Annotated in this window: 10 protein-coding genes and 1 pseudogene; 1 reads left to right on the forward strand and 10 read right to left on the reverse strand. The window is 47.2% G+C overall.

Going from position 1 to position 13,705, the window contains the following annotated elements; all coding sequences use genetic code 11:
• Positions 1–1,773, forward strand: coding sequence for a sensor histidine kinase (locus GUA98_RS09010; RefSeq protein WP_193722778.1), 1,773 nt, complete (start codon positions 1–3; stop codon positions 1,771–1,773).
• 106 nt (positions 1,774–1,879) lie between these two features.
• Here GUA98_RS09010 and rbsB read toward each other — a convergent pair whose 3' ends face one another.
• The 10 genes and pseudogenes from rbsB to GUA98_RS09060 all read right to left on the reverse strand — a co-directional run bounded on the left by rbsB (position 1,880) and on the right by GUA98_RS09060 (position 13,536).
• Complete coding sequence (gene rbsB, locus GUA98_RS09015; protein ID WP_095357431.1) at positions 1,880–2,812, reverse strand: ribose ABC transporter substrate-binding protein RbsB; 933 nt, start codon at positions 2,810–2,812, stop codon at positions 1,880–1,882.
• A gap of 14 nt (positions 2,813–2,826) precedes the next feature.
• Positions 2,827–3,789, reverse strand: a complete 963-nt coding sequence (gene rbsC / locus GUA98_RS09020) for a ribose ABC transporter permease RbsC (RefSeq protein WP_415753013.1) — start codon at positions 3,787–3,789, stop codon at positions 2,827–2,829.
• A 10-nt stretch (positions 3,790–3,799) separates the two neighbouring features.
• Positions 3,800–5,280 (reverse strand): annotated as a pseudogene (locus GUA98_RS09025) (sugar ABC transporter ATP-binding protein).
• Positions 5,281–5,294: 14 nt separating this feature from the next.
• Positions 5,295–5,696 carry a D-ribose pyranase gene (gene rbsD, locus GUA98_RS09030; protein WP_193722780.1) on the reverse strand — a complete coding sequence of 134 codons (402 nt, stop codon included), beginning with the start codon at positions 5,694–5,696 and terminating at the stop codon, positions 5,295–5,297.
• Entirely contained in the window at positions 5,693–6,574 is an 882-nt protein-coding gene (rbsK, locus tag GUA98_RS09035) for a ribokinase (protein ID WP_193722781.1), read from the reverse strand. Before rbsK ends, rbsD begins: the two co-directional genes overlap by 4 nt.
• The gene (locus GUA98_RS09040; protein ID WP_193722782.1) at positions 6,567–7,556 is read right to left on the reverse strand and encodes a LacI family DNA-binding transcriptional regulator; all 990 of its coding nucleotides are present in this window, start codon (positions 7,554–7,556) and stop codon (positions 6,567–6,569) included. Before GUA98_RS09040 ends, rbsK begins: the two co-directional genes overlap by 8 nt.
• Positions 7,557–7,744: 188 nt before the next feature.
• Positions 7,745–9,850: a serine hydrolase domain-containing protein gene (locus GUA98_RS09045; protein WP_193722783.1), complete on the reverse strand. Its 2,106-nt coding sequence runs from the start codon at positions 9,848–9,850 to the stop codon at positions 7,745–7,747.
• 432 nt (positions 9,851–10,282) lie between these two features.
• Entirely contained in the window at positions 10,283–11,527 is a 1,245-nt protein-coding gene (locus tag GUA98_RS09050; protein ID WP_193722784.1) for an MDR family MFS transporter, read from the reverse strand.
• Positions 11,528–11,907: 380 nt separating this feature from the next.
• Complete coding sequence (locus GUA98_RS09055; protein ID WP_193722785.1) at positions 11,908–12,804, reverse strand: aldo/keto reductase; 897 nt, start codon at positions 12,802–12,804, stop codon at positions 11,908–11,910.
• 243 nt (positions 12,805–13,047) lie between these two features.
• Complete coding sequence (locus GUA98_RS09060) at positions 13,048–13,536, reverse strand: GNAT family N-acetyltransferase (RefSeq protein WP_127536748.1); 489 nt, start codon at positions 13,534–13,536, stop codon at positions 13,048–13,050.
• Between the last annotated feature and the right edge of the window lie 169 nt (positions 13,537–13,705).

Here is a 13,705-nt window from a genome sequence, read left to right on the forward strand (position 1 = left end):
ATGGTCACAACTACTGTCCGTTTTTTCATCAAGAACCTGCTGACCTTTCTTTTGCCCATGCTGATCCCGCTCGTTGTTCTCAGTGCTCTGTCCGCGTTCCTAACCCAGCAGTACGTCGTAAATGGTATCAAAAGCAACAACATGAACATGCTGAAGCAAACCAAAGAGAACATAGAACTTCTGTTCAATGAACAGAACGCTCTGAACCTGCATATCATCGCCAGCACAACCCAGTTCATGAACCTCAAGGATATGCTGAACAAGCCCTTGCCATCGGCAGAGGATTACCAACAACTGGCCGTTCTGAAAAACTTTATTGATTCACCCTCCATCGCCAGCTCCTATATTGATTCCATCTATATCTATCTAAATAACGATAACCAGCGCTACATTTCGTCCGTTACTGGAGGTTTTATCGAGCTCGGAGAAGATCCGGATCACCTCTGGTTTAATAGCTATCAAAAGCATGCACATCACGAAGAGATCTGGACGGAAAGCCGGAAGATTCCACGCTATAATTTGAACGACGAGATCGAATACGCAGACGTCATTACCATGTACCGCCATTTTAAGGTGTCGGATGACAATACCGGTGTTATCGTCCTTAATATCAAACGTGAGTATATTGAACGCAGGCTGAATGATCTCGCTACCGCAAAAGGACAGCTGCTTGCCGTTGTGGATCAGCAAGGCTCTGTTATCTTCCACAATAACGCCAAGTACGAGCTAAGTTCCGAGGAAATGCAGCAGGTCATTTCGAGTAAGAACAGCTCTGTTACGACGCAAACTTCGAATGAGGAAGCCTTGATTCACATGATCTACTCTGAGACGTACGACTGGACATTCATTTCCGTCACGCCGAAGCAATCACTTTACACCGCGCTTACTCGTCTGCTTCGCATTGGAGCTGTACTGATGGTCATGGCGCTGGTTGCTGCGCTTTTGCTCGCCTTCCAGCTCACCAAGAAGAATTATTCGGAGCTTCAGATCATCATGTCCATTCTAAACGCAGCAGAGAAAGGCAAGCCGCTTCCCTTGCATCGTTCCAAGGGGAATAACGTCTACAGTCAGATTATTCGCAGCCTGCTGCAGAATTTTATTGAGCACAATTACATGCGCGTTCAACTCTCCGAGAGCCAGTACAAAACGCAAGCTGCCCAGTTCGCTGCTCTGCAATCACAGCTCAACCCTCATTTTCTCTACAATACGCTGGAGACAATACACTGGAAGGCAGCTGGATACACAGACGGGCCGAATGAACTAACGAGCATAGTAGAACATTTGTCCGACATTTTGCGATATTCCCTGGATGGGCAAAATGGACTTGTGCCGCTTCACGTGGAGATTGCAAATACGAAGAGCTACATCGCGATTCAGAAAACAAGATACGGAGAACGATTTGATATTTGGTGGGAATACGAAGAAGAGCTGGAGAAATACCAGGTGCTTAAACTGATCTTTCAACCGCTGATCGAAAACAGCCTTCAGCATGGCTTAAGTCGTTCGGATCAGAAACTGGCCGTAAAGATCAAGATTCAGCGCCATGGTAACCTGCTGCGTTTGGCCGTCATCGACAATGGCGATGGCATACCGGAGGAGCGGATGGTCGAGCTGCGTACAAGGCTGTTTAGTGACACAGCGGATGCGAACCACATCGGTTTGATTAATACACAGAGAAGAATACAGCTTGCCTACGGTCATCGAAGCGAGCTGTGCATCAAGAGCAGACCCGGCCGTGGAACTCTGATAGATATCAAGCTTCCAATCAGTTAATTCCCGCGCAGTTCGTCAAGAAGGAGCCGTTTTCTTTTATCCAATCCATGTTCAGAAAAAAAAGAAACCCGCCCCGGCGGTTCGCCGAAACGGGATGTTATGGATACTAGTTGTTTGCATTTTCCTTGGTCACCAGCTTCAATTCTGCCGGGATGGACTTCTCCACCTGTTTGCCGTCCAGGACATCGAGAGCAGCTTGTACGGCCAGCTGGCCAATCAGTACCGGCTGCTGAGCAACGGTCGCTGTTAGCTTTCCATCCTGGATGGATTTGATTGCATCGTCGTTGCCGTCAAACCCGATCACTGGAATGTCTTTGCCCGAGCTTTGAATCGCTTCAATCGCACCAAGTGCCATCTCATCGTTATGGGCAAATACAGCCTGTACATCCGGATTTCCCTGCAGCAGGTTTTCCATCACATTCAAACCTTTGGAGCGGTCGAAATCCGCCGATTGTTTGGCAACCACGTCAAGCTTCTGGTCAGCCACCTCGTGGAACCCTTTACCCCGTTCACGTGTAGCGGAAGCTCCTGGCACACCTTCAAGTTCAATGACTTTAGCACCTTCACCGAGCTGTTCAACAAAATATTCGGCTGCCATCTGTCCGCCTTTGACATTATCGGATGCTACCAGAGCCGCTACCTCACCTTTGTCTGCGGAACGATCCAGTGTAATTACGGGAATGCCTACGCTGTTGGCAGATTGAACTGCCGTAGAGATTGCCGCGGAGTCCGCCGGGTTAATCAGGAGTGCATCAACGCCCTGCTGAATAAGGTCATCCACATCGTTGGTTTGCTTGGCCGAATCATTTTGTGCATCGACAACGATAACCTCAATGCCTTGCTTTTGAGCTTCTGCGACGACTCCGTCTTTCAATGAAACGAAGAACGGATTGTTCAGTGTTGAAATCGAGAGACCTATTTTCTTCTGTCCCTTATTTCCGGCACCGTCCGGCTTCGCCCATTCAGGGGGCTCCAGAGAGCACCCGGCCAGAACAATGATCATGATCATGCTTACAAGTGTTAATGTCCATTTTTTCATAGTTGTTTCTCCCCTTAAGCCGTTTTCTTGCGGTCCAGCAGGACAGCAATCGCAATGACGACACCTTTGACCACCATTTGATAGAAGGAGTTCACGCCGAGTAGGTTCAAACCATTGTTCAGCACGCCGATAATCAGAACACCAATTAATGTGCCCACGATCCGTCCGCGTCCACCCGTCAGGCTTGTTCCGCCCAGAACAACGGCTGCGATCGCATCCAGTTCATACGAAGTACCTGCTGTTGGCTGTGCGGAATTCAAACGAGATGTCAGAATTGCACCTGCTAGAGCTGCCAGCATTCCTGCAAGGGAATAGATCATGATCTTCACACGTGTGACTTTGATACCCGAGATGATGGACGCTTTCTCATTACCACCGATAGCATACGTTTTGCGGCCAAAAGCCGTTTTATGCAGAATCGTCCATAGAATCACGAAGGTAATCAGCATCGTTATGGCAGGTACCGGAATGCCTAACAGATAGCCGCGTCCAAACAGTTGGAACAGCAGACTGTCCCCGAGTCCTGTGATCGGATTACCATTCGTATATACCAGCGTTAAGCCGCGGAATATGGTCATTGTTGCCAATGTTGCGATAAATGGAGCCATTTTACCCTTCGTAATCATGAGTCCATTCACCATACCCATCACACCACCAAGTGCTACCCCAATGATGATGGACAAAATCGGATCCAGACCAGACAACATCATGTTTGCGACAAATGCGCTGGATAGAGCCAGTATGGAGCCAACGGACAAGTCGATCCCGCCGGTCAGAATGACAAAGGTCATACCGAAGGCAATCAGTGCATTAATCGATACCTGACGCAGCAGGTTCAAGATATTAAGCGGTTCCAAGAAGCTTGGATTCAGTACGGATACGATAATAATAAGAATGATTAAACCAAGCAGCGGTCCTAATTTCTGTGTTACGTTGGATAAGCGGAATCCCGTTCCAGTTGTTTTGCTGTTCTGCATTGTTGTCATTTCACTGTCCCCCTGTGGCCAATGTCATAATGTTTTCCTGTGTTGCTTCTTCCCTGGCCAGCTCTCCGCTGATCTGCCCTTCATGCACAACCACAATTCGGTCACTCATACCGAGTACTTCAGGAAGCTCCGAAGATACCATGATGATGGCGACGCCGCGTTCTGTCAGCTCATTCATCAACTGATAGATTTCACGCTTCGCTCCGACATCCACACCTCTCGTTGGTTCATCCAGAATGAGCACGCTTGGTCCGATGCCCACCCATTTGGCAATAACAACCTTCTGCTGGTTGCCCCCTGATAGGTTACGCGCAGCTGTCTCCGAAGATTGCGTCTTGATCTGCAGACGCTTGATCAGGGTATCAACGAATTCCTGTTCTTTTGGAGTTGAAATGAACCCTTTACTGGAGAAGCTGAACAGATTGGTCAGCGCCATGTTTTCCCGAATCGAGAAGTCCAGTACAAGCCCTTCATCCTTACGATCTTCTGTGATAAAACCGATGCCGTGTTTCACTGCATCCGAAGGTTTACGAATGTTTGCTTTTTTGCCACGGACCAAGACTTCTCCACTGTCCAGGGTATCCAGACCAAAGATCGCTCTCATGATCTCTGTTCGCCCGAACCCATGAGTCCGGAGAAACCAACAATCTCACCTGCTCTTACGTTGAAGCTGACATGTTGGAACAATCCCTTAATGCTTGCGTCCCGCACTTCCAGAACCACTTCACCATACGAAGGATTACGAGCCGGATATCGCTCGGTCAGCTCCCGTCCAACCATTTTCCGCACCACTTCATCGAAGCTTGTCTCAGGAATCGGCTGGGTATCTACCGTCCTGCCATCCCGCATGACCGTGATCCGGTCGCAGATGGTGAAGATCTCCTCCATACGGTGAGAAATATACACGATGGATACTCCGTTTTTCTTCAGTGCAGTAATCACATCAAACAACTTCTGAATTTCGCGTTCCGTTAACGCTGCAGTGGGTTCATCCATAATAATGACCTTCGCATCCGTCATCAGCGCCTTGGCGATTTCTATCATCTGCTGCTGTCCAACGGAGCATTCTCCTGCAGGCCGTTCGAGCGGGATTTGTACCGACAGCTTGGCGAATTGTTCTGAAGCGAGCGCTTTCATTTGTTTTGTATTGAGCAACCCTAAGGAAGATGTCATCTCCTTACCAATGAAAAGATTATCAAGCACCGTCATTTCGGGCCAAACGTGAAGCTCCTGATGAATAAATGCGATACCTAACTTCTCTGCTTCCTTCGGACTGCCAAAGTAGGTTTCCTTATCATCAATGGAGATCGTTCCCTGGTCACGCTGGTGAAGTCCGATCAAAATGTTCATCAGCGTGGATTTGCCGGCTCCATTCTCACCCATCAGGGCATGAACTTCGCCTTCCCTCAGTTCGAAATCCACTCCGCTTAGTACCTGGTTGGTGCCAAATGCTTTATGAATGTTGTGCATCTGAATATGCATCATGCAACCTCCTTTTAACCAAAATGGACTCCTGCTTGTAAAATGCAATTGGCATAGGGTGTAGCTTCACCTGTGCGAACAACCGCCTTAACCTGCCGGGTTAGTGCTTTGAATTGTTCGTGGTTGATGGAAGCATCAATCGCATCGTTGCCAAATTTATCTGTAACGAACTTCAGAGCTTCCGGATTGCCTTCCTTGATCTCTTCTGCCACGATTACTCTCTCAATGACCATGTCGTCAGCAATCAATTCAACTACTTCCTGAAAGCTTGGCGTTCCGAGTTTCAGAGCCACATCAATCTTGAGCACCCCTTCCGGAACGGGGAGACCCGCATCCGCAATGGCAATCATGTCCGTATGGCCTAAATCAGATAGTATTTTAGAGATGTGACTATTTAGTATGCCATTTCTTTTCATGATAAACTCTCCTCCACTTCGTCTCTCGTCGGCATGCCGCCCTGTGCTCCAAATTTGGTCACGGACAACGATGCGGCACGATTGGCGAACCGTATGCTCTCCTGCAGCGGTTTGCCTTCCGCTAAGGCGACCGCAAATGCAGCATTAAATGTATCCCCTGCACCGGTGGTATCCACGGCCTCCACCTTATATGTTGGCACAAGGATTTCTTCTGCTCCGTCAAAGTAACGAACACCCTTGCTGCCTTCGGTTATGAACAGCTTGTTAGGGTATTTGCGCAATGCTTCAGCCGGGCTCATGCCTTGAAAGAGAATTTCGGCTTCATGCTCGTTCGGCGTGATGTAGGCGGCATTGTCAATGACTTCCTGCGGCACTGTTCTCGCTGGAGCCGGATTAAGCAGCAGTGGCGTTCCGTATTCAGCACACAGGCTGCTCACACGGACAACGGTTTCTTCCGGAATTTCCTGCTGGATCAGTACGATATCGGCATTGCGGATCACTTCCGCCGCTTGATCAACATACTCGGGAGTGACTTCACGATTGGCAGCTTCAACAAAAACAATGCTATTATCGCCTTCCGCCAGTATGATATGAGCCGTTCCGCTTTCCGAATGTGTAACCGGTTTCACATTTTGCGTATTTACACCATTTGCTTTGAAATTATTCAAAATGTCTTGACCAAAAGCATCGTCTCCTACCCGGCCAATCATCGTTACCTCACCACCCAGTCTTGCAGCAGCAACCGCCTGATTGGCCCCCTTACCGCCAGGTACCGTTTTGAAACTTTCCCCGAGGACGGTTTCACCCGCCCCCGGACGTCTTGAAGAAGTAACGACCAGATCCATGGAACTGCTTCCAATTACGCATATTTTAGCCATCTGAATTCACCTTTCTCGTTGTGCCTCGTTCGATAAAACTTACGGGCATCTGTATGTTTTTGTTCTCGATTGGAGCTTGTTCCACAAGCCCGATAAGTAATCCCGCCGCTTCCCTGCCCATCTCGTAAGCAGGCTGGCGAATGGTTGACAATGCGGGTGATAACAGGCTGCTCATCGGAATGTCGTCGAAGCCGATTACCTGCACATCGTCAGGAACCTTTCTCCCGATTCGCGAAGCCTCATGCAGTACTGCCATAGCTGCAATGTCATTGCTGGCAATGACCCCATCCGTGTCAGCATATTTGCTGAACAGCTCTTCTGCCCACAATCCCGCTTCGTTAAAAGAGAACGAGGTCGTCTGAATCACATGGTAATCCAATCCGGCATCCCGGATGATTTCAATGGCTCCCTCGAACCGGTCCTGTGCTGGTTTGATATGTGAGGGACCCTGCATAACGGTTATCCGACGACTACCGCGCTTGATGATCTCTCTCGCGGCCAATCGTCCGCCCTCTCTTCCGTCCGCATAGACCGAAGGACTATCGAATGCAGTCCTGTCAAGAAACACCACAGGTATTTTTAATTTTTCATATATTGGAGAATGAGGGTAGTTCGTGGATGAAATCACACCGACTACGTTATTTTGGACAAACGTCTGGATGTAATCCTGCTCCTTCGATTCATCCTCATCACTATTTCCGAATATCAGCCTGAAATCCTGCTCCTGCATCCGATCCTCTACACCCCTAGCTAACTGTGGGAAGTAAGGGTTTGCAATATCCGGCAGCAGCAGACCAATCAGTTTGGACTTACGTTTATATAATGAGCGAGCTACTTCATTAGGGGAGAAGTTAAGCGCCTTCACGGCATCTTCTACTTTCTTGCGAGTATCCGCATGTACATAACCCCTGTCATTGATAACCCGAGATACGGTGGCTACTGATACACCAGCCCAATTCGCTACGTCTTTGATTGTTGTCATGAATTTGTTCTCCTTATGTGTAACCGGTTACAGACATTAAATTATCACATCTCTTTTTATTTGACAATCATTTTTTTACTGGGAATTTATCCAAGTTTTTTTGTGTTTCCTAATGCTTTTGATTATTCGAAGACAAAAAGCCACGGTTGACGTGACTTTCTGTCCGTTTCAATGATTATTTCCGTTGTTTAATTCTCGTTGCTGGCGAGTGTAATTTCAAATACTGAACCGATATCACCAGCAAAAACTATGATGCCATTATCAGGAAGAACCACCTCGTTTTGACCGCTGACCACGGTGTGATTAATGGAAATACCCGCTGGATTATACACGGTAAAAGCACCTTTTGAAGGCATTTGGACCGTCATAACCTTACCTGCGGCTGTCGCCGGGATCGAGTACCAAGTGGCATAACCATTCGTCTGGATCGTTGTCTTCGACTGATTTCCGGAATAGAGCGGCTTCACTGCGTCCTGGCTCGCATAAACTTTGCCCCCTGCTGAGACATATTCCACTCCGTTTTCCTTGAAGAATTCGTATACCATCGTATCACGTCCGGCCAAACCGGGGATTTGCAGCTGGTTCTCAGCGTGGTTGGCGTCTATGATTGTATTGGTGTATACCAAGCCTGGCATCTCGTCAAAGAGGTGAATCGGGATGATCGGTGTAGCACTGTCATATACCGTTGAAGTGTATTTCTCATTCACAAGAAAGTAATTCTTACCTTCACGTTTCTGCCAGGCTGCCGCAACATCCGGGGACAGTTCAGTCGTTTCCAGCTTCTCAGCCTTGTATTCGGAAGAAGCGATCTGCCCAAGCCCAGGCATGGACTGATACGAGCGTGACCATAAATAGATATTCCCATTATCTTCTTCAACGAACATCAATTTTTCCGTACCTTCATCATTGGTAAAAGTTCCATCTGTGGTATATGTGTACTTTTGTTCAGCACTATTCGGTGTTAAAGGCGCGGACAAAGTTAGTTGTCCATCAGCCTGCACATCAATATTCAGTAGCGAGCTGGCTCCACCTCCATAGATGCCCGAATACGCTGATAATCCCTTAGGCATCGTTGCGCTTACAGGCGTCCCGAATGACTTATCCGGCTTTCGTTCCGTAATGATATCCTTCTCCTCAAGTGCACCAAGCAGCAGTTCCGTTGCAATCAATTGATCCGTTGTGCTTGTTCCTCCCGATGAGGTGACGGCTGCAGCCATGTTGTATTCCGGAAGCACAATTAAAGAGGAATGATACGAAATCGTATTTCCGCCTTTGGCAACGGCCTGGATGCCGTATTCATTGAAAGGGAAAAGGTTTACACTATCCCAGCCCAAACCATAAGAAATTGACGAATCTGCATCTTCCGGCCACATGCCATTCTTGTATTCTTCTTCTGCCATGGCTTCTGCCGATTCACTCGAGAGAATACCTTCGACCTCTCCCGTGAAAATTTGCGCAAATTGAACCAAGTCTTCGGCTGTGGAATAAATGCCTCCCGAAGCAATCATATTTGTATTTTCTTGTGGAAGTTGTCCGTTGTGCAGGGCTGAATACGTCACGGCCATTTTGTTGTCACTAATCAGATCCTGTGGCGTTTTGGTGTTGTTCATCCCCAAAGGCACGGTAATATAGCGGTGCATGTATGCAGTAAAACTCATTCCACTAATTCGCTCAACCAGAATCTCGGCTAACGAAAAGCCGTCGTTACTGTAAACCGAATATGCTCCGGGGTCTGCCTTCAGCTTTTGCGTTGCGAGTTGATCCAACAATGTATCATGTGCGTAAGTATCTTTATCCCCGAACAGGATCGCACTGCTGCTTGAAGTTCCAGGAAGTCCGGAGGAATGATTCAACAGCATTCGCGCCGTGATTTCTTTGTAACGTTCATCCTCCATTTTGAAATCAGGGACATAATGTATGACTGGTACATCCAGATCGATTTCCCCTTCATCGACCAGCTTCATCACAGCAGTAGTAACTACCATTTTGCTGGTTGAACCTATGCCATAGATCGTATCTGCGGTAAGAGGTACAGCGTTATTCATGTCATTCTTGCCGGCTTGCCCGGAAATTACGATTTCACCATCATCTATGAGTGCATACTGCACGCTTGTTGTGCCATAGTTTTCGGTAAGAATTTGGGCTTTCTCCATCACTGCTTTTGTAGTCATCTCGTACGTAACATCGTTGACGTTACTTACCGGCACAGCCATAGCAGACATTGGAGCAAGTGTGGTAAACACCAGCGTTACGGCTGTAATTAAAGTTCGTTTCTTGATGGACAAAATTATCATCTCCTGTTTTTTTCTGTGTTGGCTACCATCAGGTGGCGTCAAGATAAGTGTACTGAAGGAAAATGTACTGCCCGTGTCATCCATATGAACTGAACATGAACTACAAAAAAAGCCGCGAATGCAGCACTATCATGACACCCATCAACGTCGTTATTGAAGTTTCCAAATATGGATACAATCTACTTTCATTCTACTTTCGTTAGATTCTCGAATATTTTTTGTTGACTTTTATTCATGGATAATGAAGTTCGTTTTAACATTTGGGGAGTGCAAGCGCAGCTTGATTGCAGATCGAAACTAGGTACGGAAAATGGTTTTATTGTTGTGAATTTTTCATATGTTGAAATATTATAATTATAGAGCTAAAAAAGAACCTTCGGAATCACATTAAAGTGATTTGAAGGTTCTTGAATTTTTCATATACGCATCCGACTAGTTTCCCAGTGCGTTTTCCATCGTTTGTTGCTGTTCTCTCGCCTGCAAACGTTGATGTGCTATCCACAAAAAAGGCACTCCGCATACAGCACTTATTGCAATTGGTGCAAAGACAAGCATTGGCTCGTTAGCCCCGAAGCTGTCCAGTAAAAAGCCGCCCAGGATTGGAGCACTGACATTGCCCAGATTGTTGAATCCGATCATGCCGAAATATGTGCCTTTCAGTTCCGGCTTCGCAATCCGATCCACCAGAACATCCATCAAGGTGAACATGAGTACTTCTCCTACCGTAAAAATGACAACTGCCGCGACCAGCATCCATGGGCTTTGCGCCAACCCAAACAGCAGCAGACTGACAGATACCATAATATTGCCTGTAATGAGCGGCACTACAGGTGGAAAGCGACTCGCGATACGAACCACCGGAAATTGAACGGCGATAACAACCACTGCGTTTAAGGAAAGCATGTATCCAAACCATTTCGCACCATCAGTTATATTCGGGTTAATCGCCATGAACTGAGGTAGCGTCGAGCTAAAGTGTCCGTACCCGAGCACACAAAAAATAGTCCCAATCAAAACAAACATAAAGACAGGATCTCCACTTGTTATCCGGAATGCTTGTTTCAAACGGATCGGCTCCGCCGTCCCCAAACTCTGCTCATCCCGCTTCAGAGGATGAAGAATAAACTGAACAATTAATAGAATACCGTAAGCTATGTATACTCCTCCAGCCACCAGAAAGGACAAATTGGAATCCGATAATCCCAAATACAGTCCCAGCAGCGGTCCAAATACTACACCCAGATTTATCGCTGCATACCTCAGATTGAATACAAGCAGCTTGCTTGATGGTGGTGTGATATCCGATAATAACGCTCTGGATGTCGGTTCAAATAACGCCCGGCAAATGCCGTTGAGTGCATTCATGATAAAGAACAGCCAGATCTGGTCCGATAGGGCAAACCCAATAAATACGAGCGCCCAGCCAAATACTGACATGAACAATACTTTTTTACGGCCAATCCGGTCAGAGATGTATCCACCATAGAAGCTGGCAAAAACACCGACAAGCGCGCTCACGGCCACGATTATGCCTGTCTGAGTTGGCGACGCCCCCATCTGCTGTGTCAAATAGATGGACAGAAACGGAATGCTCATGGATGTCGCCATACGTCCAAAGATGGTACCCACGATAATCGTCCACGCCAGTGGATGAATTTGTTTTAACTGTGAAGCCATGCTGTTCCCCCTTGTTGACCACTCCTGATTTTACATGTTCTTATAAACATATGAATTCTATTATACGGCTCGTGGACTTATTAGAGGGACATTTTATTTGGAAAACAGACTTGACTTTTACATTTAGGCCTATTCCTCGCCCTTTTTCTCGTGACAGGCATACACTTTAACTAAATCCAGCGCGGATACACGAAGAGTGTTTGTTGTTGTGAATTTTTCATATGTTGTAATATTATAATTATTTTATTTTCAAAATCTTCTTCCATTGTTTTTGCATGCCTCCCTTAGCTTGGGTGCTCCGATCCCACTAAAAAAAGCCGCCCGAGGGCGGCTTTCCAAAATCGACGGTTCTCTGTCGAACCGTTCGCTCCATTCTTCCATTACGTACGTCCGGTCCAATCCGGTCCGGCGACTTCCTTCCATCTTGTCCTGATTTCATCGTACAGTTCCTGCGGAAGAGCACCTTTTGCGACCAGATCAGCATTTTGCTGCCACCGGTTGGGCTTCGTTGTTCCAACAATCGCTGTATCGACGCCCTCCGTACTTAACGTGAAACGAAGGGCCGTTTCAACCGCCGCTTGTACATCATTACCTGCAATAAAACCGTAGCCCAGCTCCTGCAACCGTCTCCAATATACGAATGGATAGGCATCTTCGGGGAGCGTGTCAAACGTCCATGCCGCATTGGCAATCGGTCGTTTGGCAATGACGCCTATGTTTCTTTTTCTCGCCTCCGGCAATGTCAAATCAATCGCTTCCTGGTCTGCAATATTTAGCGAAGTTTCCAAACTGTCGAACACCCCGGTTTCAATCGCGTATAACGCGTCCGTTGTGTCCCCACTGTACCCGATAAACCTGGTCTTTCCGGCTTCCTTGGCGCGCTGCAGCACTTCAATTACCGCCCCTTGCCGAAGAACTTCTTCAGAGCAGCTATGCAAATGAATGACATCCACATACTCCGTTTTGAGTCTTCTCAGACTGCGGTCAATCGTTTGCTCCAGTACCTTGGCGTCCCAATCAGGTCCATCCACCCCGGCAGCATGTCCGCATTTGGTAAACAAATAATAATCATCACGCCGATGCGAAAGTACATCCCCGATCAGTTCCTCACTGTCCCCATAACATTCGGCGGTATCAATGACATTCAATCCGGCATCCAAAGCGGTATTCAGAAGTGTTTCCACGTCTTGTTTGGATACGTTGCTTCCGATTTCGGATCCGCCAAATCCGAGCGTGCTTACTTTCATGCCTGTGTTTCCATATTCGCGCAGTTCCATGATTGATTCCTCCGAGCTTCGATAATATAGGTACAACTTATGAAAGATTGACAACTCTAAGGGTTATTACCCGTTAGACGAACAACGCACCCACTTTAGATCTATTTATCCAATAAACATTTAAAATCCGTATAAGAAAAATGACATCTTCTCTTGTCCATGAAATATCGGATCTAATCGTGTCACATGCTCCTAATTCAATACAGTATGTATAGTGACAGTCGATCAGGTCCTCACACACTTTTACGTTACAAAAAACTGGCTCGGATTACCGAGTTCCGGATGAAATTTCTCACGAAATCTTCCTCCTGTGTAGGCTCCGATCACTTTCCTCCAGAACGCCTGAGCGATCACATTGTTGCGCACCTGCGTTACTTTCCATCTTCCCGGAAAACGATGAAACAGCTCGTGTGCGGCTTGAGTCCCTATCCCGCTCCGCCGATATTTTTGCATGACAAAGAACTCGGTCAAATAATAATCGTTATCCTTGCTGCCAGGCTCGAAGCGTTCCACCAGTGCAAAACCCGCCGGGGCTCCATCACATGTGATGAGAAAAGCAAATTTACGCCCTTCCTCCTCCCAAAATGCTTCCAAACCGGGATACTCCGGAAAAATGCCATTGCTGTCCACATCGATATTCAGGTATTTTGTAAAATCATATAGATAAAACTGCATTAAATGCCGAATTACCTGACTCCGTTCCCGGGGAACCAGCTCGATTTGCATATTCATCCGGTTCACCTCCTCTGCTTAACTTATACTAGTTACTTTAAAGGTTTGTACCGCGAAGGGCAAGAATACCGCTCTCCTTTGCCCTATTCCGTGAACAGGCTGTGACCAAGCAAATTATGGTACAATAGGACATAGACTATTCGAAGAAGAATTAACCAGGAGGTGCCGA

Origin of the sequence: Paenibacillus sp. P13VS, assembly GCF_015143645.1 — a bacterium.
Taxonomy (GTDB): Bacteria; Bacillota; Bacilli; order Paenibacillales; family Paenibacillaceae; genus Paenibacillus; species Paenibacillus xylanilyticus_A.

What these genes read in the sequence shown, in the direction of transcription:
- GUA98_RS09040 (WP_193722782.1), bottom strand. Translation starts at nt 7,556, where the DNA reads ATGACAACAATCAAAGACGTAGCGAATTGGGCTGGTGTATCAGTAGCC.
- GUA98_RS09010 (WP_193722778.1), top strand. Translation starts at nt 1, where the DNA reads ATGGTCACAACTACTGTCCGTTTTTTCATCAAGAACCTGCTGACCTTT.
- rbsC (WP_415753013.1), bottom strand. Translation starts at nt 3,789, where the DNA reads ATGCAGAACAGCAAAACAACTGGAACGGGATTCCGCTTATCCAACGTA.
- rbsK (WP_193722781.1), bottom strand. Translation starts at nt 6,574, where the DNA reads ATGGCTAAAATATGCGTAATTGGAAGCAGTTCCATGGATCTGGTCGTT.
- rbsD (WP_193722780.1), bottom strand. Translation starts at nt 5,696, where the DNA reads ATGAAAAGAAATGGCATACTAAATAGTCACATCTCTAAAATACTATCT.
- GUA98_RS09055 (WP_193722785.1), bottom strand. Translation starts at nt 12,804, where the DNA reads ATGGAACTGCGCGAATATGGAAACACAGGCATGAAAGTAAGCACGCTC.
- GUA98_RS09050 (WP_193722784.1), bottom strand. Translation starts at nt 11,527, where the DNA reads ATGGCTTCACAGTTAAAACAAATTCATCCACTGGCGTGGACGATTATC.
- GUA98_RS09060 (WP_127536748.1), bottom strand. Translation starts at nt 13,536, where the DNA reads ATGAATATGCAAATCGAGCTGGTTCCCCGGGAACGGAGTCAGGTAATT.
- GUA98_RS09045 (WP_193722783.1), bottom strand. Translation starts at nt 9,850, where the DNA reads ATGATAATTTTGTCCATCAAGAAACGAACTTTAATTACAGCCGTAACG.
- rbsB (WP_095357431.1), bottom strand. Translation starts at nt 2,812, where the DNA reads ATGAAAAAATGGACATTAACACTTGTAAGCATGATCATGATCATTGTT.